This window comes from Arthrobacter sp. JDC6, assembly GCF_056484025.1.
The window spans coordinates 3,091,829-3,114,054 of record NZ_CM151278.1; the positions used below are offsets into that span (position 1 = coordinate 3,091,829).

General features: G+C 67.2%; 15 protein-coding genes and 1 tRNA gene. 4 read left to right on the top strand and 12 right to left on the bottom strand.

The window, feature by feature from the left end:
- Window positions 1-158: 158 nt before the first annotated feature.
- From ACV095_RS14325 to ACV095_RS14355, 7 genes are all read right to left on the bottom strand, one after another.
- Window positions 159-2,732 (bottom strand): LuxR C-terminal-related transcriptional regulator, encoded by a 2,574-nt coding sequence (locus ACV095_RS14325; protein ID WP_478222124.1) that lies wholly within the window; start codon window positions 2,730-2,732, stop codon window positions 159-161.
- A gap of 70 nt (window positions 2,733-2,802) precedes the next feature.
- Window positions 2,803-5,439, bottom strand: a complete 2,637-nt coding sequence (locus ACV095_RS14330) for a helix-turn-helix transcriptional regulator (protein WP_082581843.1) — start codon at window positions 5,437-5,439, stop codon at window positions 2,803-2,805.
- A 208-nt stretch (window positions 5,440-5,647) separates the two neighbouring features.
- Window positions 5,648-6,253 carry an aminoacyl-tRNA hydrolase gene (gene pth / locus ACV095_RS14335; protein ID WP_018770129.1) on the bottom strand — a complete coding sequence of 202 codons (606 nt, stop codon included), beginning with the start codon at window positions 6,251-6,253 and terminating at the stop codon, window positions 5,648-5,650.
- A gap of 108 nt (window positions 6,254-6,361) precedes the next feature.
- Complete coding sequence (locus tag ACV095_RS14340; RefSeq protein ID WP_018770130.1) at window positions 6,362-6,976, bottom strand: 50S ribosomal protein L25/general stress protein Ctc; 615 nt, start codon at window positions 6,974-6,976, stop codon at window positions 6,362-6,364.
- Between the two features lie 225 nt (window positions 6,977-7,201).
- Window positions 7,202-8,182: a ribose-phosphate diphosphokinase gene (locus ACV095_RS14345; protein WP_018770131.1), complete on the bottom strand. Its 981-nt coding sequence runs from the start codon at window positions 8,180-8,182 to the stop codon at window positions 7,202-7,204.
- A 2-nt stretch (window positions 8,183-8,184) separates the two neighbouring features.
- Window positions 8,185-9,663, bottom strand: a complete 1,479-nt coding sequence (glmU, locus tag ACV095_RS14350; RefSeq protein ID WP_142067958.1) for a bifunctional UDP-N-acetylglucosamine diphosphorylase/glucosamine-1-phosphate N-acetyltransferase GlmU — start codon at window positions 9,661-9,663, stop codon at window positions 8,185-8,187.
- Between the two features lie 104 nt (window positions 9,664-9,767).
- Window positions 9,768-9,839 (bottom strand) — tRNA-Gln (locus tag ACV095_RS14355).
- A 132-nt stretch (window positions 9,840-9,971) separates the two neighbouring features.
- On the opposite strand from ACV095_RS14355, the gene ACV095_RS14360 reads away from it, so the two are divergent.
- Window positions 9,972-10,598 carry a TetR/AcrR family transcriptional regulator gene (locus ACV095_RS14360; RefSeq protein WP_018770133.1) on the top strand — a complete coding sequence of 209 codons (627 nt, stop codon included), beginning with the start codon at window positions 9,972-9,974 and terminating at the stop codon, window positions 10,596-10,598.
- Window positions 10,599-10,706: 108 nt separating this feature from the next.
- On the opposite strand, the gene ACV095_RS14365 is transcribed toward ACV095_RS14360, so the two are convergent.
- The 5 genes from ACV095_RS14365 to ACV095_RS14385 all read right to left on the bottom strand — a co-directional run bounded on the left by ACV095_RS14365 (window position 10,707) and on the right by ACV095_RS14385 (window position 16,884).
- Entirely contained in the window at window positions 10,707-12,530 is a 1,824-nt protein-coding gene (locus ACV095_RS14365; protein WP_018770134.1) for an ABC-F family ATP-binding cassette domain-containing protein, read from the bottom strand.
- A gap of 37 nt (window positions 12,531-12,567) precedes the next feature.
- Window positions 12,568-13,545, bottom strand: coding sequence for a 4-(cytidine 5'-diphospho)-2-C-methyl-D-erythritol kinase (locus tag ACV095_RS14370; protein WP_056393518.1), 978 nt, complete (start codon window positions 13,543-13,545; stop codon window positions 12,568-12,570).
- Window positions 13,542-14,414, bottom strand: coding sequence for a 16S rRNA (adenine(1518)-N(6)/adenine(1519)-N(6))-dimethyltransferase RsmA (gene rsmA / locus ACV095_RS14375; protein ID WP_144600456.1), 873 nt, complete (start codon window positions 14,412-14,414; stop codon window positions 13,542-13,544). The genes ACV095_RS14370 and rsmA overlap by 4 nt, the downstream gene beginning before the upstream one ends.
- 113 nt (window positions 14,415-14,527) lie before the next feature.
- Window positions 14,528-15,697, bottom strand: a complete 1,170-nt coding sequence (locus ACV095_RS14380) for a resuscitation-promoting factor (RefSeq protein WP_018770137.1) — start codon at window positions 15,695-15,697, stop codon at window positions 14,528-14,530.
- Window positions 15,698-15,978: 281 nt separating this feature from the next.
- Window positions 15,979-16,884 carry a TatD family hydrolase gene (locus ACV095_RS14385; protein WP_478222125.1) on the bottom strand — a complete coding sequence of 302 codons (906 nt, stop codon included), beginning with the start codon at window positions 16,882-16,884 and terminating at the stop codon, window positions 15,979-15,981.
- Between the two features lie 164 nt (window positions 16,885-17,048).
- Between ACV095_RS14385 and ACV095_RS14390 the strand changes: the two genes are divergently transcribed.
- Genes ACV095_RS14390 through ACV095_RS14400 form a run of 3 tightly spaced genes read left to right on the top strand, consistent with a single transcriptional unit; the run spans window position 17,049 to window position 22,195 of the window.
- Complete coding sequence (locus ACV095_RS14390) at window positions 17,049-18,149, top strand: AAA family ATPase (protein ID WP_018770139.1); 1,101 nt, start codon at window positions 17,049-17,051, stop codon at window positions 18,147-18,149.
- 9 nt (window positions 18,150-18,158) lie between these two features.
- On the top strand, window positions 18,159-19,670 hold the full coding sequence (locus tag ACV095_RS14395) for a DUF58 domain-containing protein (RefSeq protein WP_478222126.1): 1,512 nt from the start codon (window positions 18,159-18,161) through the stop codon (window positions 19,668-19,670).
- A complete protein-coding gene (locus tag ACV095_RS14400; protein ID WP_478222127.1) occupies window positions 19,667-22,195 on the top strand; it encodes a transglutaminase TgpA family protein in 2,529 nt (842 codons plus the stop codon). Before ACV095_RS14395 ends, ACV095_RS14400 begins: the two co-directional genes overlap by 4 nt.
- The last annotated feature ends 31 nt before the right edge of the window (window positions 22,196-22,226 follow it).

Here is a 22,226-nt window from a genome sequence, read left to right on the forward strand (position 1 = left end):
GCTTGGGTACGACGGCGGCCCGGCGGTGCTTCCCGGGTGGAAACACCGTGGGCAGCGGGTGGCCGGGGGCAGGGATTTCGACGTCGGGCGGTCAGCAGGGATTCCGATGCCCGACTGGCAGCACGGAGGCACGGCAGGGCCGGATTGGGAGGCCAGGCCTACTTTGGCAGGGCCGCTTCCAGCTCATCGCGGCTGCGGACGCCGAGCTTGACGTAGGTGCGGTAGAGGTGGCCCTCCACGGTCCGGACGGAGACCATGAGCCGCTGTGCGATCTCGCGGTCGGTCAGGCCCTGCACGGCCAGCTCCACGATGTCCTGTTCGCGCCTGGTGAGGCGAACGGTGGGCGCCGCGGCGATGAAGCGTCCTTCACGGAACCGCTCGCCCAGTTCGTGGTCGCACTTTTCGCGCTGGGCCACGGCCTGGCGTGAGCGCCGGCGTTCACCGGCCTGCTCCAGCACCGTGCTGGCACGGGCATAGGCTTCGCGGGCCAGGTTGACAAAGCCTGCCTCCTCCAGCGAGGCAGCTGTTGCCATGAGGGTGTCGCCGTCGGCATTTTCCCAGGCGGTGGCCAGCGTCAGAAGAGCTTCTGCCCACCGGCCTTCCACGTCCCGGGCCGCCGCCTGCACCATGGGCACCACCGAGGGGTCGCCCAGGTCCCAGCACATGGCCAGGACCTGGAGCAGGTTTCCCTTCCGTGCGGAGGCCTGGGTGGTGGTCATCAACGTCTGCAGTGCGGCCAATCCCTTGCCGTCGCGGGCCAGGTATTCGGCGGCAGCGGCCATGTAGGCCTCTGCCAAAAGATCATGCGCCGGCCAGCCGGCGTCGGCGTCCTTGTGATCCTGTTCAAGGCGCTGTGCCTGTTCCGTGTCGCCCAGCCGGGCCGCGGCGTAGAAGCCGAGGGCCGTGCCGAACCGGTACAGCTGCAGCGGGTCGTTGAGCCTCAGCGCCTCAACAGCGGGCAGCAGGACCTGATAAGCGCGTTCCATCCTCCCCTGCCGCAGCAGCGAATACCCCCGCAGCAGCTGGAGGCTTCCGTTGAAGGTGGCCGCGCCAAGCGTGTGTCCGGCCGCGTAATGGTCGATCTCGCGCTCCGCCGGCTCCCATTCACCCATGGCCAGGTAGTCGGAGACGAGCCTTCCCAGCACGAACTCAGGGAAGAAGAACAGGCTGCCTTCGAGCGGGGGAAGTTCCGAGGCTGCCAGCAGTGCGGCCTCCAGCCCCTGCACGGGGCGTCCCGCCGAGCCGAGGGCGTGGGAGAGAAGGCCCTCAGCCAAGGCGCGGAGCGGTTCTCCGGCTTCTGCCGGGGGGCGCTTCCGCATCGTGTCCACTTCGTCGTTCAGCGCCGGGAAGTTCACCTCGGCACCGAGGTGGAGCAGGTGCAGGAGCCCTTCCTGCCAGCTCCTTTCGCCGTCGCTGGAGAGCGGGACGTTCTTTTCGACGTCGTCCGCGATCATCCCCAGGGGATGGCCGATGGCCAGGTGGGCCGAAACCCGGAGCAGCAGGACGGCCGGTCCCTGGGGATCATCGGCCAGCCGGAGCCAGCACTCGTCAAGGAGTGCCGCGGCCCCGGTATAGGCGCCCTCGTTATACAGGGCCCGCGCCTGGATGGCCTGGGCCAGCGGGACCATGGCGGGGTCCTGGATACGGGACGCAATGGACCGTGCACTGTCGTTGCGGAACCGCAGCAAGGCTTCCTTGGCCGCGGCCAGCATCTCGTCGTCGCTGACCCTGACGCCGCACTCCAGGGCCCACTCCACTGCCCGCAACCGGCCCTCGCCGCGCAACTGGGTGGGATCCTGGTGGGCCCTGACCTTCTCCAGCAGCTGGAGGCTGCGGGAGACCGACACGGTGTTCCGGATGGCGCCGGCGAAGAGTCCGTTCCAGATGGAAAGCTCCCCCGGGATGCCGGGGGCTTCGACGATGATCTGCTGGTCCAGCAGGGACCGGACCACGGCTGCCCCGCTGATGTCTTCGATGACCTTCCTGCCCACCGGCCCGGCAAGGGCAATGAGCTTCAGTGCTTCCTGCTCTTCGGTCCGGCGCCGGAGATGGTCTTTGGCCACCACGCCTGCGAGGCGGTCCCCATCCGCGGGCAGCGGGCCCAGCAGCATCCAAATTCCGTTGCGCTTGGCGAGGACGCCGGCCTCGGCGGAGTCGTGCAGCAGGGCGTCGAGGATCCGGGGATTGCCGCTTGATGCGTTCCAGATGGAGTCCACCGTTGCAGCCGGCACGGTCCCGTCGAGGACGTGGTCCAGGACTTCTTCAATCTGTTCACGGTTGAGGGGCCGGAGGTCCACGCGTTCGGCCAGGCCGTCGTACCAGAGCTGGTCGAGCGGCTGTGGGAGACCCGGCCGTGGCCGGGCGGCAGCGAGCACCGTTGCCCATCCGGCTGAAATCACCTCGGCCAGCACCCCCGCGGAAGCATCATCGAGGTGGTGGGCATCGTCCACCGCCAGCAGGACCGCTCCCCCGCTGCCGGCCTTGAGCTTCTCAAAGTAGGACCACATGGAACGCAGCACCGCGACCGGCGAGACGGACTCCTCGGCGGTGAGTTCCCCCGTATAGGGTGTCAGGACTCCGAATGGCACTCCGGCCAGGGCCGAACTGGCGTGGATGCGCAGGATTTTCATGTTTCCGGCCAGGCGCTCGGTCACGGCGTCAGTGACGGCCGACTTTCCGATGCCCGGGCCGGCCATGATGAAGACGGCCCGGTGGGTTCCGTTCCGGACCATGGTGCAGATGCGGTCCACCGGCTCGCGGCGGCCGGTCAGGAGCCGGTGTGCAGTCGCCGGCTTGTGGCCATTAGACGAGTCCAGTCAGATCACCCCTTGAAGTTACGCCAAGCTTGGTGAAGACCTGGTACAGGTGGCCTTCCACGGTGCGCACGGAAACACCCATTTCCATGGCGATGTCACGGTTCGAGACGCCGCGGCCGGCCATGCGGGCAATCTGCCGTTCCCGGCTGGTCAGCAGCGGGCTTCCGCTGCTGGGAACAATGGGAAGGTTGGCCACGGTGGCAGCCAGGATGTCCAGCCGGGCCTGCGCAGTCCTCGCCGAAAGGGCATCCCCGTCCTGCCGGGCAAAGTCCACTGCCAGCGCCATGCACCTGGCCTCGACCGCATCGAGTTCGAGCGTGGCTGCAATTTCACCGCCGGCAAGGAGGGTTTTGGCATCCTTTGTCCTGCTGCCGACTGCGATCAGCCGCGAGACATCGGCCAGCGGTCCCTGCCGGCGGCCTGCGATCTCCTCCAGGAGGCGGAAGTCGGCGTCGCTGCCGTTCACCGTTGCTGCCAGCAGGTAGATGCCGGCCACTGTGTGCCTGCCCGCCTCCAGGTTCCGGCGGGCCCCTTGTTTCAGCGCTGCCACTGCCTCGGAGTCGCCCAGCCAGCGCCCCGCCACGAGCGAACAAAAATCGATTATGCTCTCCGTGGCAAATCCTGCCTTGCCCGGCGCCCTTTGCAGTTTGGTGAGGTACTTGCGGGCGAACGCGGCGTTGCCGGTCTGGGCGTACGCCAAAGCCGTGGCTGCGTAGGCGGTACGCAGTGCGGCCTGGACAGGCTGCAACTCCAGCTGGGCGGCGGCCGAGATCAAAGGCTCCAGGGCGGTCTCGCCGCGCCCGGAAAAGACAAAGGCCACGCCGGCTGCGAGTTCGGTGGCGGCGCTGCGGTATGGAAGCCGGTGGGGCTGGCCCGTGCTGAATGGGCTGAGGAGGTCGATGCAGCGGCGCCACTGGCCAGCCATCAGTGCGACGAAGTAGGCCTCCCTGGCGTAGCGCTCGCGCAGGCCCACGACGTGCGAGGCGTCCGTGAGCTGGCCGCCGAGCTTTCGCATGAGGCCCAGCGCGTCCATCTCGCGCCCGGTCATGGCCAGCGCGCCCATCAGGATGATCGCGCACTGGAGCCGGAACCCGGTGTCCGGATTGCCTGCGGGATCGGCAGCCCGCTCGAGCGCCGGGATCATGGCGGCGTAATCGCCGGCATGGGCCTGGTATTCGAATTCACTCAACGAGATACGGTTTGCCGCCACCGCTGCCGCTGCCGGCCAGGAGGAGTTGTTGTCCGCTTTCCCGAGCCGTTCCCGCGCCGCGGCGAGCAGTTCCCGGACTTTGCCCGCACGCTCCGGAATGCAGAGCATGACCCGCGCTTTGGCGGCCACCACTTCGGCGTACTCCAGGGGATCCAAAGCCTCGAGTTCAGGCTGGGAGATGCCATCCAGGGCGGAAAGCGCCTGGACCGGCATGTCCAGCTGCAGGTACGCCGCAGCCTTTTGCCGCTGCGCCGATGCCCACCCGGCGTCGGTCCTCTGCACCATCTCCGCGTACGTCAGGGCAAAACGGGGGTCGAAGAGCTGGACTGCGGCCTGGGCGGCCGCGAGTGCCAACTGCGGGCTCAGCTCGGCCTCGCACTCATGGGTCCACGCGGCGAAAGACATCAATTCTTCCACCGTCATGGCTGCCGGGTCCGGCTCCTGGCCGCCCAGCAGGACGCTGCGCAGCTCCCGCCGGCGGGAAATGCTCAGCCAGGTCCGGACTACGTCACCGATGTACTTCTCCCGCAGCGACACCCAGCGGTGCTCGGAGTCGTCGATCTCCAGCAGGCCGCCGTCTTCCATGTCCGCAACCACGTCCGCGCCATAGATGGCGGTAAGGGCGGCCAGTTCCACCCGCCGGGCACAGGAAAGCATTTCGATGACGTCCCGGGTTTCGGGTGTCTCCCGCGACCAGCGGGACCGGACGATGTCGTCAAGGCTGGCGGCGCCGTCGAGCACCACTTTGTCCCGCAGCGTCCAGACCGAATCGGACAGGACCAGGTTTCCGGAGAGCTGCTGTTCGGTGACCAGCGCTTTGAGCAGCAAGGGATTTCCACCCACCATCTGGTGGTAGGTGGTCACCAGGGAAGAGGCGACGCGGTGGCCCAGCAGGGAAAGGAGCACCTGCCGGGTTTGGAGTTCGTTGAGGTTGTTGAGCCGCACTTCCGTGAGCTTCCGCTCCGTCAGCAGCCAGTGGAAGTCTGCCGGCAGGTCGCTGGCGTTGGGGGCCACAGCGATGATCTTTGCCGTGCCGGTCAGCAGGACATTCAACAGCACCCCCGCACTCATGTCGTCGATGCAGGCCGACGTGTCCAAAGTGATGACGCAGGGCCTGCCGGCGGCGTCGCTGCGGATCAGGGAGGTTATGCCACGGAGGATGGCGGTGGGCGAGCCCATGTAGGCCTGCGGGAGCCGGGCCAGCAGGAAGGAGAGGCAGCCGTACGGGGTGCTGGGACCGGAGGGGCCGCTCCGGAGTTGCAGCGACCAGACATCGGGACCCAGGTCCGCAACGGCAGCGCGCGCCAGGGAGGACTTGCCCACGCCTCTGGCTCCGGTGATGACAACGCCCAGGGAGTTTTCGCTGGTCAGTGCGGTGCGGACAGCATCCAGGTTGGCGCTTCGTGCAGGCATGGACCATTGCTGGCCCTCCGGCGCCGCGGAGGTTGGTGTGGGCAGCCTGTCACCCTGAGGTGTTGACCCACGTCCCCAGCTGAGTGGCTCGATTGACATGAACTTTTCCCCTACATCCTGCAATAGCGGGATGTAGCCCCATTGCTCCCCCGCATAGGAAGAAGAGTACCCCCTGCCGCAGACAAGGAAACAGGGTCAAAAGGAACTTTTACGATTCCAGCTGTTGTGATCCCGATTTGGCCGGGTGGAACCTCTGCTGGGCAGCCGTCAATCCATCGCGCAACAGGGACTCGACGGCGTCGGCGGCATCGTCCAGCAGGAAGGGCAGTTCCTTGTGTTCCGCGGTGCCGAAATCACGCAGCACGTAATCGGCTGTGTCCATCCTGCCAGGCGGCCTTCCCACCCCCACGCGGACCCTGAGGTAGTCCTTGGTACCCAGGGCCTTGGAGATGTCCCGCAACCCGTTATGGCCGCCCTCGCCGCCGCCGAGCTTGAGCTTGACGGTGTTGAACGGAATATCGATCTCGTCATGGACAGCCACCACGTGGTCTGCGGGGATCCCGTAGAAATTGGCCAGGGCGGAGACCGGGCCGCCTGAAACATTCATGTAGCTCATCGGTTTCGCAAGGACCACGCGCGGGCCGCCGATCCCCAACCGGCCTTCAAGGACCTGCGCGCGGGCTTTGTGGGTCTTGAATCCGGCGCCGATGCGGCCGGCCAGTTCATCGAGCACCATCTGGCCTACGTTGTGCCTGTTGCCTTGGTACTGGGCGCCTGGGTTGCCGAGGCCAACGATCAGCCAGGTATCTGTCATGGAGTCAATCCTATTGGGGGCGGTTACGCGGAAATGGAACGGCGGTGTGCGGACATGACAGTGGCCGGACCCATGGGGGTCCGGCCACTGTCGTGAATTGCGGAGAAATTACTCTGCTGCGGCTTCTTCTGCTGCGGGAGCTTCTGCTGCTTCGCCGGCAGCTTCGGTTTCTGCTTCCTCGGCGATTTCGATGGCTTCGGAGATGTTCACCACGAGGGCTTCGGGGTCGGTCAGCAGGGCGGAACCCTTGGGCAGGACCAGGTCGGAAGCGTGGATGTGCTCGCCGGCGGCGCGGCCTTCGATGCTGACGACGACGGACTCGGGCAGGTGGGTTGCCTCGGCCTCGAGGGACACAACCGTCAGTTCCAGGTTGTGGACGGTGCCGGGAGCGGTTTCGCCTTCGACGTGGACCGGAACGTCAACCGTGACCTTCTCGCCCTGGCGGACGGTCAGGAGGTCGATGTGCTCGATGATCTGCTTTACGGGATCGCGCTGGACGTCCTTGACCAGGGCCAGGTGGCCCTCGCCGTTGATGTCCAGGGACAGCAGGGCGTTGGCGGTGCGGACGGCCAGGGTGGTGGCCTTTGCCGGCAGGGTGACGTGGATGGGCTCTGCGCCGTGGCCGTAGATGACGGCGGGGATCAGGTTGTTCATCCGGGCGCGGCGGGCGTAGCCCTTGCCGAATTCGGTGCGCAGTTCTGCTGCGAGCTTCTGCTCAGACATGGATATCTCCTTGAAGACTAAACGGTGTTCAGCAAGGGCGGAGGTCTGGTGTGACCTTCAACGCCGGGCGCCGGAGGGCGGCCCTTCAAGAAGGCAGTCCTTCAACCGAAGGACTGATCAGACCCAGTCGATAACGGAGGCTATGCCCTCCCTCGCCAAGGTATCGCTGACCAGCTTACCAGCGCCGGGGCCGTTTCCTGAAAACGTCCCCGGCCTGGTGCGGGGCTATGCCTTGCCGTCGAAGAGGCTGGTGACCGAGCCGTCGTCGAACACTTCGCGGATGGCCCTGGCGATCAGCGGTGCGATGGAGAGCACTGTCAGCTGCGGGAAGCGCTGGGAGGACGTCAGCGGGAGGGTGTTGGTGACCACCACTTCGCGTGCGCCGGACTCGGAGAGACGGCGTGCGGCCGGATCCGAGAAGACGGCGTGCGTGGCGGCGATGATGACATCCTTGGCTCCGGCGTTCTTCAGGACCGTGACGGCGCCGGAGATGGTTCCGCCGGTGTCGATCATGTCGTCGATCAGGACGCAGGTGCGTCCCTCGATCTGGCCCACCACGGTCTTGGAGACAGCCTGGTTGGGGACGGTGAGGTCACGGCTCTTGTGGACAAAGGCCAGGGGCGCGCCACCCAGGCGCTCAGCCCACTGTTCCGCGACCCGGACCCGTCCGGTGTCCGGGGAGACAACGGTGATGTTGTCGGCAGCGACACGGGTGCGGATGTAGTCGGCCAGGAGCGGAATGGCCATCAGGTGGTCAACCGGCCCGTCGAAGAAGCCCTGGATCTGGGAAGTGTGCAGGTCCACACTCATGATGCGGTCCGCGCCGGCGGTCTTGTAGAGGTCGGCAACGAGGCGGGCGGAGATGGGCTCGCGGCCACGGCCCTTCTTGTCCTGCCGGGCATAGGGGTAGAACGGCGAAACCACGGTGATCCGCTTGGCGGAGGCCCGCTTCAGCGAATCGATCATGATCAGCTGTTCCATGAGGTGGTTGTTCAGCGGTGCGGGGTGCGCCTGGATCACGAACGCGTCGGTGCCGCGTACGCTCTCGCCGGCCCGGACATAGATCTCGCCGTTGGCGAAATCGTAGGCATCAACGGGAAGGAGGTCAGTGCCGAGTTCCTTGGCGATCTCCCGGGCAAGCTCCGGATGGGCCCGCCCAGTGGCGAGCACCAGCTTCTTCTCGCCGTGCGCCGTAATTTCACTCATGGTTACTTGCCCTCTTCTGTAGATGCCGGGGTACTTGAGGAGTCATTGATGGCCGCCTGGGCCAGTTCAGCGGAGCGGGTTCCCGGGCGGTGCGCGGGGACCCAGCCTTCGGCGTTGCGCTGGGCGGCAACGCTGAGCGCCAGCGCGCCCGCCGGCACGTCCTTGCGGATCACCGCGCCGGCGCCGCTGTAGGCGCCGTCCCCCACGGTGACCGGGGCAACAAAGACGGTGTTGGAGCCTGTACGGACGCCCGAGCCGATGACCGTGCGGTGCTTCTTCTCGCCGTCGTAATTGGCCGTGATGTTTCCACAGCCGATGTTGGTGTCCTCGCCGATTTCGGCGTCGCCTGCATAGCCCAGGTGGGACAGCTTGGAGCCGCGGCCGATGGTGACGTTCTTGGTTTCGTAGAAGGCACCGATCTTGCCCTTTTCACCAAGCACGGTGCCGGGGCGAAGGTACGTGAAGGGGCCGACGGCGGCGCGCGGGCCGATCACGGAGCCGGAACCGTGGGTGCGGATCACCGTGGCACCCTCGCCGACGGTGACGTCGGTCAGGGTGGTGTCAGGGCCGACGACGGCGTCCCGCGCCACGGAGGTGGCGCCGTGCAGCTGGGTGTTGGGCAGGAGGCGGACATCCTCGTCCAGGGTGACGGAGGAATCGATCCAGGTGGTGGCCGGGTCGACGACGGTGACGCCGGCCCGCATCCAGGCTTCCACCGTGCGCCGGTTCAGCTCGGCGCCGAGCGCGGCAAGCTGGACGCGGTCGTTGGCGCCCTCCACCTGCCACCGGTCCGCAGTCACGACGGCCGCGACCCGGCCGCCTGATTCGCGGGCCAGCCCCAGTACGTCGGTGAGGTATTTCTCCCCCTGCACGTTGTCAGTGGTGACCTTCCCCAGTGCCCCGCGGAGCACCGCGGCGTCAAAGGCGTAGATCCCGGAGTTGACCTCCCGGATCAGCCGCTCTGCCTCGGTGGCGTCCTTGTGTTCGCGGATGCCGGTAACGGAGCCGTCTTCGCCGCGGAGGATGCGGCCGTAGCCGGTGGCGTCGTCAAGGACTGCCGTGAGGACGGTGACGGCGTTGCCGTCGCGTTCGTGGGTGGCGACGAGTTCGGTGAGCAGTTCCCCGGACAGGAGGGGCACGTCACCGTAGGTGACCACGACGGTGCCTGACAGTTCCTGTTCGGCGTCCAGCGCCTGCAGCGCGGCCTCCACGGCGCGGCCGGTGCCGGGGATGTCGTCCTGGTCCACGATGACGGCCTGCGGATCCAGTGCTGCGACGTGTCCCTCCACCAGGTCCCGTTCGTGGCGCACCACAATGGCGAGCCGTTGCGGGTTGATGCTGCGGGCGGCGCGGAGGGCGTGGCCCACCATGGACAGGCCGCCGATCTCGTGGAGGATCTTCGGTGTACGCGACTTCATCCGGGTACCGGCGCCTGCTGCCAGGACGATTACAGCGGCCGGGCCGGTATTCTCGGGGATCACGTAACGGGTTCTCCTTGCTTGGTTGTGCTTGCGCTTTGCGGCAGCCGGCGGGCCAGCCCGCCGGGCACCGGGTGCCATCCTCATGATCGCTCCTTGCGCAGCAGTTCCGCCCATAGGATTCGAACCTATACTCCACGGCTCCAAAGGCCGGGGTGCTGCCGTTACACCAGAGCGGACCGTGCCGAAAGACTCGAGGCCCGGGCACAAGTCCCTATTTTGCCATGGGTTCAGGCCACCGCGCGACACGGGGCGTTGGGTCCTGCCGGTCCCGCGGAATCCCGTCCCCGGCGGTGAGGCATGATGGGAAGGTGAGCAACAACCTTCCGCGGACGCGGATGACTGGCCTGCAGCGCCGGAGCCAGCTGATCGACGTCGGGCGCGGCCTTTTCGCCGTCCGCGGCCTGGACGGGACCACCATCGAGGAAATCGCCGCCTGCGCAGGAGTGTCCAAGCCGGTCATCTACGAACACTTCGGGTCCAAGGAAGGCCTGTACACCGAGGTGGTGGACGGTGAATTCCACATTCTCCTGGACTCGATCAACGCGGCCCTCACCGAGGAAGCCAAACCCCGCGTCCTCGTCGAACGCGCCGCGCTGGCACTGCTCACCTACATCGAGGAGCGCACCGAAGGGTTCAGGATCCTCATGCGCGATGCTCCCCCGTCCCAGCCGGAGGGCGCCTTCTCCACCCTCCTCTCGCACGTGACCGCGCGCGTGGAACACATCCTCTCCGACGAATTCTCCCGCCGCGGCTTCAGCGGCGAGGACGGTGCCATGTACGCCCAGATGCTTGTGGGCATGGTGGCCATGACCGGCCAGTGGTGGCAGGACAGCCGCCAGCCGGACAAGCACACGGTCGCCGCGCACCTGGTCAACCTGGCCTGGAACGGCCTGACCGGACTCAAGAAGGAGCCGGAGCTGCAGTCTGAACTCTAGGCCTCGCCGTGGTTCCGTCCGCGGCGAAGGGGGTCATCCTCTGCATGCTGGCTCGTTCCTCGCCTCTGACGCATGCTGCCGGATAACCCCCTTCCCCGCTTGTGAGGGTCAGTCGCCCAGGAGTTCCGAGGCCTCGAGCCACTCCATTTCCAGGGCGTCTTTTTCGTCGGCCAGGTCCTTGAGCTGCTTGTTCTGTTCGGCCAGGGCGTCGAAATCGGACTTCTCCGTGCTTTTGACCATGTCGTCGTGAAGCTTCTTTTCCTGCTGGTCCAGCTTCTTGATCTGCCGCTCGATCCTGTTGAGGGCCTTGCGGGCGTCGCGCTTCTCTGCCTCGGACGGGCCGGTCCCGGTGGCCGGCGCCTGGCCCGCGCTGGTGACCGGGTTTCCACCGCCGGTGACGGTGGAACCGGCGAGGGCGGCTTCGCGCAACTCGAGGTACTGGTCCACGCCGCCGGGGAGGCCGCGGAGCTTGCCGTCGCCCAGCAGCGCCATCTGGTGGTCGGTGACGCGTTCGAGCAGGTAGCGGTCGTGGCTGACCACCACCAGCGTGCCGGGCCAGCCGTCCAGGACGTCCTCGACGGCGGCGAGGGTGTCGGTGTCAAGGTCGTTGGTGGGCTCATCGAGCATCAGCACGTTGGGTTCACCCACCAGCAGCCGGAGCAGCTGCAGGCGGCGCCGCTCACCGCCGGACAGGTCCCTGACCGGTGTCCACTGCTTCTCGTTGGTGAAGCCGAGCTGCTCCACGAGCTGCCCTGCGCTGAATTCCTTGCCGCCGACGTTGAAGGAACGCTTCTCCCGCTCGATGACCTCGATCACCCGCAGGTCCGAGACGTCGTCGAGCTCCTTGACCTCCTGGGTGAGAACGGCGGTGACCACCGTTTTGCCCCGCTTCAGCTTGCCCGCATCGGGTGTGATCTCGCCGTTGAGCAGCTTCAGGAGGGTGGTTTTCCCGGCACCGTTGACGCCCACCAGGCCCAGGCGCTCCCCCGGAGCCAGGCGAAGGGTGATGTTGTCGAAAAGCTTCCGGCCGTCGTCGGCGCCCTGGAAGTTGAGGGACACGTTCTCCAGGTCCAGCACGTCCTTGCCCTGGCGCGCCGTGGCCATCTTGCTCAACGCCATGGAGTCGCGCGGGGCGGGAACGTCCTCGATGAGCGCGTTGGCGGCCTCGATCCGGAACTTCGGCTTGGCCGTGCGGGCCGGGGCGCCCCGGCGCAGCCAGGCGAGCTCTTTCTTGACCAGCTGCTGGCGTTTGCCCTCCACCACGGACGCCATGCGGTCGCGCTCCGCGCGGGCCAGGACGTAGGCCGCGTAGCCGCCTTCGAAGGGGTCCACGATCCCGTCGTGCACCTCCCAGGTCTTGGTGCAGACTTCGTCCAGGAACCAGCGGTCGTGGGTCACCACCAGGAAGGCGCCCTGGTTGGGCCGCCAGCGCGTCTTCAGGTGCCGGGAAAGCCAGGCCACGCCCTCGACGTCGAGGTGGTTGGTGGGCTCATCCAGCATGATGACGTCGTGGTCCTCGATGAGCAGTTTGGCGAGGGCCACCCGCCGTTTCTGGCCGCCGGAGAGGGCGTGGACGTTGGCATGCCAGTCGACGTCGGACACGAGGCCGCCCATGATCTCGCGGATCTGCGGGTTGCGGGCCCATTCGTAGTCGGCCTGGTCACCCACGATGGCGGCACCCACCGTCAGGTCGCCGTCGAGCACGTCGCTCTGGTCCAGGTACCCCACATTGACGTCGCCGCGTTTGGTGACGCGGCCGGAGTCCGGGGTGGAGCGCAGCGCCAGCAGACGCATGAGCGTGGACTTGCCATCACCGTTGCGGCCCACCATGCCGATCCGGTCCCCCTCCTCCAGTCCCAGGGTGATGCCGTCCAGGACGGTGCGGGTTGCGTAGGAAACCGTGAGGTTCTCGCCGCCAAGAAGGTGTGCCAAAGGGAACTGCTTTCTGCTGCCGGACTGGAAGTCTTAATTAAAGGAGGATGTCGGAGATGATGCGCGCGCCGGGGACCGGGCCGTGGACGGGAAGGGCTGTCAGGCCGTAGCGCCGCAGGTCCTCCGCCAGCGCCTCCGCAGCAACGGAATCATCAGCCAGCAAAGCCACGGTGGGGCCGGAACCCGAAACGATTCCGGCAATGGCCCCATGGGATTCGCCGATTCCCAGCGTATCGCGCAGCGCCGGCGACAACTCAATGGAAGCCCGTTGCAGATCGTTGACCAGCACCCGGCTCAAGGATTCGGCATCCCCGCCCCGCAGCGCCGTCAGGATTTGTGGATCCACTCCGGTGGGCTCACTGGCCTCCACCCCTTCGGCCTCACGCAGCCGGTCCAGCGTCCGGTACACCTCGGGGGTGGACAGGCCGTAGTCGGCCACCACCAGCACCCAGTGGGTCTGCGCCTTGGCCAGCGCCGGAGAGAGTTCATCGCCCAGGCCAAGGCCGACGGCGGTCCCGCCCAGGAGCGAGAAGGGGACGTCGGCGCCGAGTTCGGACGCCAGGTGCGCCAGTTCCTCCCGTGACAGCCCGCTGTTCCAGAGTGCGTCACAGGCCAGGAGCGTGGCGGCGGCATCGGCGGATCCGCCGCCCATCCCGCCGGCCACCGGGACCCGCTTGGTGATCTCCAGGTGCACCCCCGTGGCGTGTTCGGAGACGTCAGCCATGATGGCAGCCGCCTTATGGGCAAGGTTGTTGCTGTCCAGGGGAATATCGACCGCGTCGAGGTCCAGGGTGCTTTCGGGGCTGAGGCTGATGGTAATCCCGGGCTCGGCGGTGCTGGTCGCCGCCACTTCCTCGTAGAGGGACACCGCGAGGTAGACGCTGGCCACGGAATGGTAGCCGTCCGGCCGGAGCGGACCGACGGCCAGGGAAACATTGACTTTACCGGGCGCCTTGACGCGGACCGTCCGGGCGGCGAACCGCCCCCTGCCTGCCTTGTCCAGTCCCGCGCTCACGGCCGTTTTTCCCGGGCTTCGGCGATCCTGGCGAACGCGGCGATGTCGATGACCTCGCCGCGTGCGGTGGGGTCGACGCCGGCTGCGAGCAGGCAGCGCTCGGCCTCCGGGGCTCCCCCGGCCCAGCCCGCCAGGGCGGCCCGGAGCGTCTTGCGGCGCTGCGCGAACGCGGCATCCACCACGGCAAACACCTGCTCGCGGGTGGCGGTGGTGGCGGGCGGTTCGCGGCGGGTAAAGGCCACCAGCCCGGAATGGATCTTCGGTGCCGGCCAGAAAACGTTCATGCCGATCACGCCGGCCTTGCGCATCTGGCTGTACCAGGCGGCCTTAACGGACGGCACCCCGTAGGTCTTGGATCCCGGGCCGGCTGCCAGCCGGTCAGCCACCTCGTCCTGCACCATCACCAGGCCGTGCCGCAGGCTGGGGAAATACTGCAGGAGGTGCAGCACCACCGGAACCGCCACGTTGTAGGGCAGGTTGGCCACCAGTGCTGTCGGCTCGACAGGCAGCTCGGTGACCTTCATCGCATCGGCATGCACCAGGTGGAAGGAGTTGGCGGCGGCCGGCCGCCATTCCTGCACGGTTTCGGGCAGCTTCGCGGCAAGGACAGGATCAATTTCGACGGCGACAACTGCCGCCGCGGCGTCGAGCAGGCCCAGCGTGAGGGACCCCAGCCCCGGGCCCACCTCAAGCACCGTTTCATCCGGTCCCACGCCCGCCGCGGCGACAATGCGCCGGATGGTGTTGCCATCGATGACAAAGTTCTGCCCCAGGGTCTTGGTGGGCCTGATCCCGATTTCCTCTGCCAGCCGGCGTATGTCGGAGGCACCGAACAACGGTGCGGGCACGGCGGGGATCGGTTCAGTCACCTAGGTATCCTATCCCGCGCGGCACGTCCGCCCTGCCGGGTTAACGGCCGTGGCCGGGCCCGGGTACCCCGGGCCCGGCCACGGCCATTGACTCTGCGCTTATGTCCGGTGGATCAGCTGGTTGCTGCCCAGCCGCAGCCCCAGGGCGACAGGCCGCGCTGCGCGTAGACGCGGTTGGCGATGTCGATCTGCTGCGCCTTGGTGGCGAGGCTGGCGTTAGGGGCGTAGGCGCCGCCGCCGGCTCCGATCCAGGTGCGGATGTCGAACTGGAGGCCGCCGTAGTAGCCGTTGCCGCTGTTGATGCTCCAGTTTCCACTGGATTCGCACTGCGCAATCTTGTCCCACATGGCCTCGTTCATCATGGCCGGTGCAGCTGCGCCGGTGTTGGCGCCGGCAGCGGCCGCAGGTGCGGCCTGGGGTGCAGGCTTGGCCTTGGTGCCAACGGTGACTTTCTCGGTGACCGGCTGCACGGCCACCTTCTCGGACACCAGCGTGCGGGACGCTTCCCGTCCGTCCACGAGTACCAGCTTGAAAGTGCGTTCCAGCTTTCCGGCGGCGCCCGCCTGGGTCACTTCCTTTTCGCCCTTGAGCATGTCTGCGCTTTCGGCGGTAACGGTCTCGAAGGGCACGTCTTCACTGGTGACCGTGGTCTGGCTGGTGTCCACCCGGGACACCTTGATGACCATGTTGTTCACTACGTTGGCGTTGGCCGGCTGCGAGGTGCGGTCGTTGGCGGCGAGGGTCACGCCGGAATCCTCCAGCACCTTGCCAACGGTGGGGGCCGTGGTGGTGGCGGTGTTCACTTTGCCGTCAGCCACAATGCTGACGGTCTTGGGCGTGGAGATCGAGACGTAGGAACCTGCCAGCGAAAGGGTGGCATCCTTGGGCGCTGAAACGGACGAGGCACTGGCGACGCCGAGTTCTGTCACCAGGTCTTCGACGTCCTGGGCGGTGGTGTTCACCGTCTTTTCAGCCCCGTCAAGGCTGACTTTGACTTCCTTGGCCTGGTTGATGTTGATGACGGTGCCGTTCTGGACCGTCGCGTCGAGGGAAGGCGACACGCGGTCGCCGGGCTTCAGTTCCAGGTTGGCACTCTTGACCACCTGTTCCACTGTTCCGCCAAAGGACTGCACGGACGACGCTTTGCCGTCCACGTTGAGCGTGACTGTTTTGTTATTGCCCACGAAGGCTACGAGGCCTGCGACCAGGCCGCAAAGCACCAGCAGCTGGGCGCCAACTTTGATATAGCTGAACTTGCCGTCCGATGTGAAGAACTTGATCACGATTGCCCGTAACTCTCGGTCCATCCGGGCACGGGGAAACGCGCAATAAAATGCCCGGAGCAACCTTGAAAAGGACAGTCCGGGCACCGGTGCGCCGCCACACTCCGCGCAGCGGCATGGCCGGATACTGGACAAGCCGGGCCGGCTGCGAATGAAGTGAAATTACCCGTTGGCCTTCCCCGACCCCGGCTAATAGTTTCCCACTGTAACCGTAGCGTTATAAAGTGGCCAACATTTTTGCATACCAGATATGCATTTAGCAGCCGGCAGGGGAAGGAGTGTCAGGCCCAGGATCCGTATGCCCGTACGGTATTTTCGCTGATTGCGCTGCACAGGCCGGCCAGGTCGGAGCCTGTCAATTCTGCCATGGCCCGCACGGTGTACGGGACCGTGTAGCTCGCGTTGGGACGCCCCCTGTGCGGGTGCGGGGTCAGGAATGGAGCGTCCGTTTCCACCATGATGAGCTGCCGGTCCGCGACGGCGAGCGCGGCGCGCAGATTCGTGGCGTTCCTGAACGTCAGCGTGCCGGCAAAGGACATCCACCAGCCCTGGTCGTTACAGGTTTTGGCCAGGTCCTCGCCACCGGAGAAGCAATGGAACACCACCCTGTCCGGCGCGCCCTCTTCCTGAAGGACGCGCACCACGTCGCTGTGCGCGTCCCGGTCATGGATCTGGAGGGTGAGGTCCAGGCGTTTGGCAATGTCGATATGCCGCCGGAACGAGTACTCCTGGTGCCGCAGCCCCTCTCCCTCGGTGCGGTAGAAGTCCAGTCCGGTTTCGCCGATGGCCCGGATCCGGGGATGCGCCGCCAGGCGTTCGATTTCGGCAAGGGCCGCTTCCAGTTCACCGCGGGCAGCATAATGCGGCGCGTCGTTGGGGTGCAGGGCCACGGCGCCCAGGAGCCGTTCGTCCCGGTCCACCGCCTCCACCGTGAACCGTGAGGATTCGAGGTCGCAGCCCACCTGCACGGCGCCCTGGACTCCCACGGCCGCCGCTGCATCCAGCGCAGCCTTGATCCCCACCGGCCCCTTTCCGTCCGGGAAGTCCAGGTGGGTGTGGTTGTCCATGACTGGTACCGGCAGGGGCTCCGGTGCGGGCGGAAAATCCTTCCGGCGGCCGGCGGCCTGGTCCGGAGTCTCCTCGTCTGCAGGTACCCGGTAAGCGGCGGGAATTGACGAATTGCACATCCACCCAGACTATCGGCCGAAAGGTACCCCCATATTTGCCGGAACTCTCTGTCAGGCACGGCAGTTGTGTTAGTAGTCTGGAACGAACACACGCGCACGCCCACCAAGGGGCGAAGGCAGGCTTGCTGTCCCGTCCAGGTGAAACCCGGGCTGAAAGGTTGCCGATGGAACCCCACCGACGCACTGCCAACAATGGAAGCGCACCGAACCTTAACCTGGCCGGCGTCGCTGATTCCGTCAGCCACCTGAACGGGCACCGGCCTGCGGCCATGGACCCGGTGTCCTTCCACGCCGCGGCGCAGCGCATCCTCACCACGGTCAATACCGTCATCGACGGCAAGTCCGATGCCGCCAAGCTGGCGCTCACCGTACTCCTCGCACAAGGCCACCTGCTGCTCGAGGACGTGCCCGGCGTCGGGAAAACCCTGCTCGCAAAGACCCTCGCCCGGACCATCGACTGCACGGTCAACCGCATCCAGTTCACCCCGGACCTGCTGCCCTCGGATGTCACCGGGGTGTCCATCTACAACCAGGCCTCAAGGCTGTTCGAGTTCCGGCCGGGTGCGGTCTTCGCCAACATCGTTATCGGTGATGAAATCAACCGCGCATCCGCCAAGACCCAGTCCGCCCTGCTGGAGTGCATGGAGGAGCATCAGGTCACCGTGGACGGCACGTCCTACAAGCTCGATGAGCCGTTCATGGTGGTCGCAACCCAGAACCCCATTGAAATGGAAGGCACCTATCCGCTGCCGGAGGCCCAGCGGGACCGGTTCATGGCCCGGATTTCCATGGGCTACCCGGACAAGGCCGCAGAGATCGAGATGCTCGAAACCCACCAGGCGGTCTCGCCGCTGGCCAATGTCTCCCCCGTGGTCACCGCGTCCGACGTCGCGGCCATGACCGCCACTGTCCAGCAGGTCTATGTCTCAGACGCCGTGAAGGAATATACGGTGGCAGTGGGCAGGGCCACCAGGGAAAGCCCGCTGCTGCGGCTCGGCGCCAGTCCCCGTTCCATGCTGCAGCTGCTGCGTGCCGCCAAGGCCACAGCCGCCCTGGAGGGCCGCGACTTCGTCCTGCCGGACGACGTGCGGGACGTGGCCGAGGCCGTCCTGGCGCACCGCATCATCCTGGACCGGAAGGCGGCGGGCGCAGGCGAGACACCCCACAGCGTCCTGCGGGGCATCCTGTCCAGGCTGCCCGTGCCACAGGCCCAGCCGGGGCAGCCCAACCGGGCCGCGGCCGCCGCCGGCAGCAGGAACCGCTAGGCACGGACCATGGCCCTGCTGGATAAGCTTCCGCGGCACCTGTTCACCAGGCGCGGCTGGGGCATGCTCGCAGCCGGGGCCTTCACGCTGGCCGCGGCCCAGGTCATGGGGCGCCGGGACCTCCTGACACTTGCCATCTTGCTGCTGGTCCTGCCGCTCGTCTCCCTTGCCGGCGTCAGGCTGGTCAAGCCGCGCTTCCGCGTCTACCGCGAATTCAATCCCTCCCCTGTGGAAACCTCCGCCCCGGCGACGGTCCACCTTGCCGTGGCCAGGACGGGCCCGGGCAGCGGACGGGTTGCCATGGAGGAGCGGCTGCCGGCGCACTTCGCCCACGCGCCGTCCTTCCGGTTCCCGTCCCGTTCGGCCACCGGCGGCACAAGCCGCTACGAATACCACCTCACGTCCAGGTACCGGGGGCAGTTCAGGATCGGCCCGGTCACGGCCGAGTTCACCGACCCTTTCGGCCTCTCCCTGCACCGGCAGGCGATTGACGACGGCGACATCCTCACCGTGACGCCGGCAGCCGTCGTCCTGCCTGCCGCCGGGCTGGCGGGAGCGCGGGGGAACGACGGCGTCACCGCCACCCGTGTCCGGGCAAACCCGAGCGACGACGACATCATGACCCGGGAATACCGCCACGGTGACCCGATGCGACGGGTCCATTGGCCTGCCACGGCACGGCATGGGTCCTTGATGGTCAGGCAGGAGGAGTCCGTGACCACGCCGGAAGCCACCATCATCCTGGACCATCGGGCCAGTGCGTTCGGCGGGGGCTCCGGCACGTCGATGCCGGGCCTGCCCGTGCCGGAGGGGCATGCGCCGGCCACCAGCGACACCTTCGAGTGGGCTGTTGTTGCCACCATGTCCGTCAGCGCACACCTTGCCGAGCGCAACTACAGCCTTCGGGCGCTGGACACGGGCGGGGAACCGGCGTTCCTCCACTCCCCCTCGTCCCCGGAACCGGCGGTGGAAGAATTCAGCGGATCATCCGGCCTGCAGTCCATTGCCGAAAGCCTTGCCGCCATCCACCTGTCCGGGGCGCCCCACCCCCGCCGGGAAAGCACTCACCGGGACAGCACTCGCGGGGACGATGTGCAGCGGGGTGTCATGCAGCGGGGTGTCATGGCCAGGAACGCGCCGCGCCCGGGCGCCCCGAAAGTGCGGACACAGGGAAGCCCGGAGCAGGGACTGCCGGCCTTTGACGACCACTTGATGGACAAGCTGTCCGCCCATCGGATGCGCGGGCCACTGATCGCTGTCCTGGGTCGCATCACCAGGGAGGAAGCCGCAGCATTGGCCCCTGCCGCTTCGTACGGCACCAACGCGTTCGCCATCCTGGCCGTGGAACGTCCCATGGAGTCCCAGGATGTCCTGGAAGTGCTGCGGCAGGGCGGCTGGCGGGCGGTGGCCGTGGCGCCCGCGACGCAGCTTGCCGCCGCGTGGCGCCAGTTCGACCAGGACCCGGCCCTGCCGGTGGTTACGGCGGCAGAGGTCCGGCGGGGAGCAGGGGTGGCCACATGACCATGGCGCCGGCCCGGCCAACGGGTGCTGGCCACGAGGCACAGGCACAGCATGAAGTGCCTGCGGGACGCCTGCGCGCCGGCGCCTACCCGTGGGCCATGGGGGGATCCATCACCGTGGCCGTCTGCGGCGCTGCCCTGTCCTTGAACGGTGTCCTGCGGGGGTGGAACTGGTACTGGCCGGTGATGACCACCGTGCTGGTGGTGGCATTCACGCTTGCCGCGCTGCGTTCCGTCCGGGCCCAGCCCCTGCTGGTCACCGCAGGCGGATTCGTGGCACTGGGCGCCGTCCTGACGTTGACGTTCTTCCGCGGCTCCAGTTTCCTGTGGGTTGTCCCTACAGGTGCCACGCTCCCGGACCTGGACCGGCTGATCCGGCGGGCCAGCGAGACTGTCCTGGCAGAGACTGCCCCAGTGGCGCCCAACGCCGGGATCGTCATGGTGGTCTGTGCCGTGCTTGGCCTGGCGGTCATCCTGGTCGATGCACTCGCGGTTCCGCTCGGGATGCCGGCCGCCTCCGGCACAGGCCTGCTTGCGCTGCTGGTGGTTCCGGCCATGATCAAACCGCAGAGCGTGGGGGTATGGAGTTTCGTTGCCACCGTGGCGGGCTACCTGCTGATCCTCGCCTGCAGCCAATGGTTTGCCCCGGACGGGAGGTTGCAGGGCGGCTCGGCCCGAAGCCCCGGCCTGGTGCGCAGGGCCGTGCTGACGGGCTCCGTGGCGCTGGCAGCCACCCTGGTGCTGCCCCTGGCGATTCCCGGCTTCGACACAGGCACGTTCCCGCAGGGTTCACGGCTGAATCCGTGGGGTGCCGCCACGGGCCTGAATCCGATGATCACCCTGGGCAACAGCCTTCGCACACCGGACGGAAGCGGCAGGATCACCTACGCCACCACGTCACCCAACCCCCTCTACCTGCGATCGGTCACCGTGGACAATTTCGACGGCGATTCGTGGGGACCGGACGACCGCACCGCCTCCAGGGTGCCCCTTGACGGCCGGATCGACCCCGGGTATCCGGTCCTGACCGATGAGCAGGTGCGGCTGGTGACAGCCATCGACACCGGGTCCTTCACCAGTCCCTACCTGCCGGCGCCCTATGCGCCCGAGACCGTCCGCGGACTGGGCGGACAGTGGACCTGGGATCCGGCCACGCTGAGCATCAAGGGCACTGACACCACCACCCGGCGGCAGGAGTACGTGGTGACCTCCGCGGTGCCCAAGCTTTCCGCGGCGCTCCTGGCCCAGTCCTCAGGGCCCGCACGGGGCATCCCCGACATTTTCACCCGCATCCCGGGCAACGTCCCGGACATCGTCAAAACCACGGCACAGACCGTTGCCGGGGGTGCGGGGACGCCGTACCAGAAGGCCCTGGCCATCCAGAAGTACCTGCGCTCGTCCGAGTTCACATATTCACTGCAGTCCCCGGTGCAGGGCGGCTATGACGGTAACGGCCTTTCCGTCCTTGCTGACTTCCTGCAGCAGAAGAGCGGTTACTGCATCCATTACGCATCGGCGATGGCGGTGATGGCCCGCCTGGACGGAATCCCCAGCAGGATCGCCGTGGGCTATGCCCCCGGCAGGCTGACCGGGGCGACGGTCTCTGTGTCCGGCCAAGGCGCCCTCCCGGAGTATGAGGCAGATGCGCGCGACGCCCACGCCTGGCCGGAATTGTACTTCCAGGGCCTGGGCTGGGTACCGTTCGAGCCGACGCCGTCGCGGGGGGTGGTCCCGGACTACGCAACCGAGGCCTCAGCGCCTTCGGTCGCGGATTCCCTGGGCAACAACGACGGCCTCATCCCCGACACGGCCCCGGTTCCCGCCCCATCCCCCAGCACCACTGCCCAGGCCGTCCCCGGCGCCGGCAGCAGCACAGGCGACTCCGCGCAATTGACCCCCTGGTTCCTTGGTGCAGCCGCATTGGTGGGCTTGCTTCTCCTGGTGGCCGCCCCCCACCTGGTTCGGAGGGGTATCAGGTCACGGCGGCTGCGTCCAAGGCGACCGGACCTGGCCGTACCGTCGGCATGGAATGAGATCAAGGATCTTGGCGCCGACTACGGCCTGCCCCCCGCGGACAGCGAGACGCCCAGGGCATATTCATCCCGGTTCCGGGCTGAACTGCTGGGTGAGCCCGGAGGCATGGACCAGGAGGCGCACGGGGCAGTGTCGCGCTTTACCTCGGCGTTCGAACATTACCGGTACGGCCGCCCGGGCGGCACTGGTTCCCCAGGCTCCGGCCCCGACCCGACCGAAGGCGACATTGCAGCCGGGGTTGCGGCCGTGGAAGCGTCCCTTCGGGCAAACGCCACCCTGCCCAGGCGTTTGACGGCGGCATGGCTTCCGCCGTCGGTCACCCGCCGGCTGGGCCAGCTGCTCAGGATGCCGTTCATTGCGGCCGGCAGGATCATCCGCACAGCACTTCACGCTGCAGCGCGCCTACGCCCCGGGGCGCCCGGGCATCCGTCGGCAGGACGGCGTTCCAAGGCGGGGGCGGCCGACGGCCGCCGCGGGGCCGGGCAGGGCTGAACGGCAGGTGCCGGCCGGGGAAACCCCGGCC

Excerpts from the sequence above, each read along its gene's own strand:
- ACV095_RS14325 (WP_478222124.1), bottom strand. The coding sequence starts at position 2,732 with ATGGTCCGGAACGGAACCCACCGGGCCGTCTTCATCATGGCCGGCCCG.
- ACV095_RS14330 (WP_082581843.1), bottom strand. The coding sequence starts at position 5,439 with ATGCCTGCACGAAGCGCCAACCTGGATGCTGTCCGCACCGCACTGACC.
- pth (WP_018770129.1), bottom strand. The coding sequence starts at position 6,253 with ATGACAGATACCTGGCTGATCGTTGGCCTCGGCAACCCAGGCGCCCAG.
- ACV095_RS14340 (WP_018770130.1), bottom strand. The coding sequence starts at position 6,976 with ATGTCTGAGCAGAAGCTCGCAGCAGAACTGCGCACCGAATTCGGCAAG.
- ACV095_RS14345 (WP_018770131.1), bottom strand. The coding sequence starts at position 8,182 with ATGAGTGAAATTACGGCGCACGGCGAGAAGAAGCTGGTGCTCGCCACT.
- ACV095_RS14385 (WP_478222125.1), bottom strand. The coding sequence starts at position 16,884 with ATGTGCAATTCGTCAATTCCCGCCGCTTACCGGGTACCTGCAGACGAG.
- ACV095_RS14390 (WP_018770139.1), top strand. The coding sequence starts at position 17,049 with ATGGAACCCCACCGACGCACTGCCAACAATGGAAGCGCACCGAACCTT.
- ACV095_RS14395 (WP_478222126.1), top strand. The coding sequence starts at position 18,159 with ATGGCCCTGCTGGATAAGCTTCCGCGGCACCTGTTCACCAGGCGCGGC.
- ACV095_RS14400 (WP_478222127.1), top strand. The coding sequence starts at position 19,667 with ATGACCATGGCGCCGGCCCGGCCAACGGGTGCTGGCCACGAGGCACAG.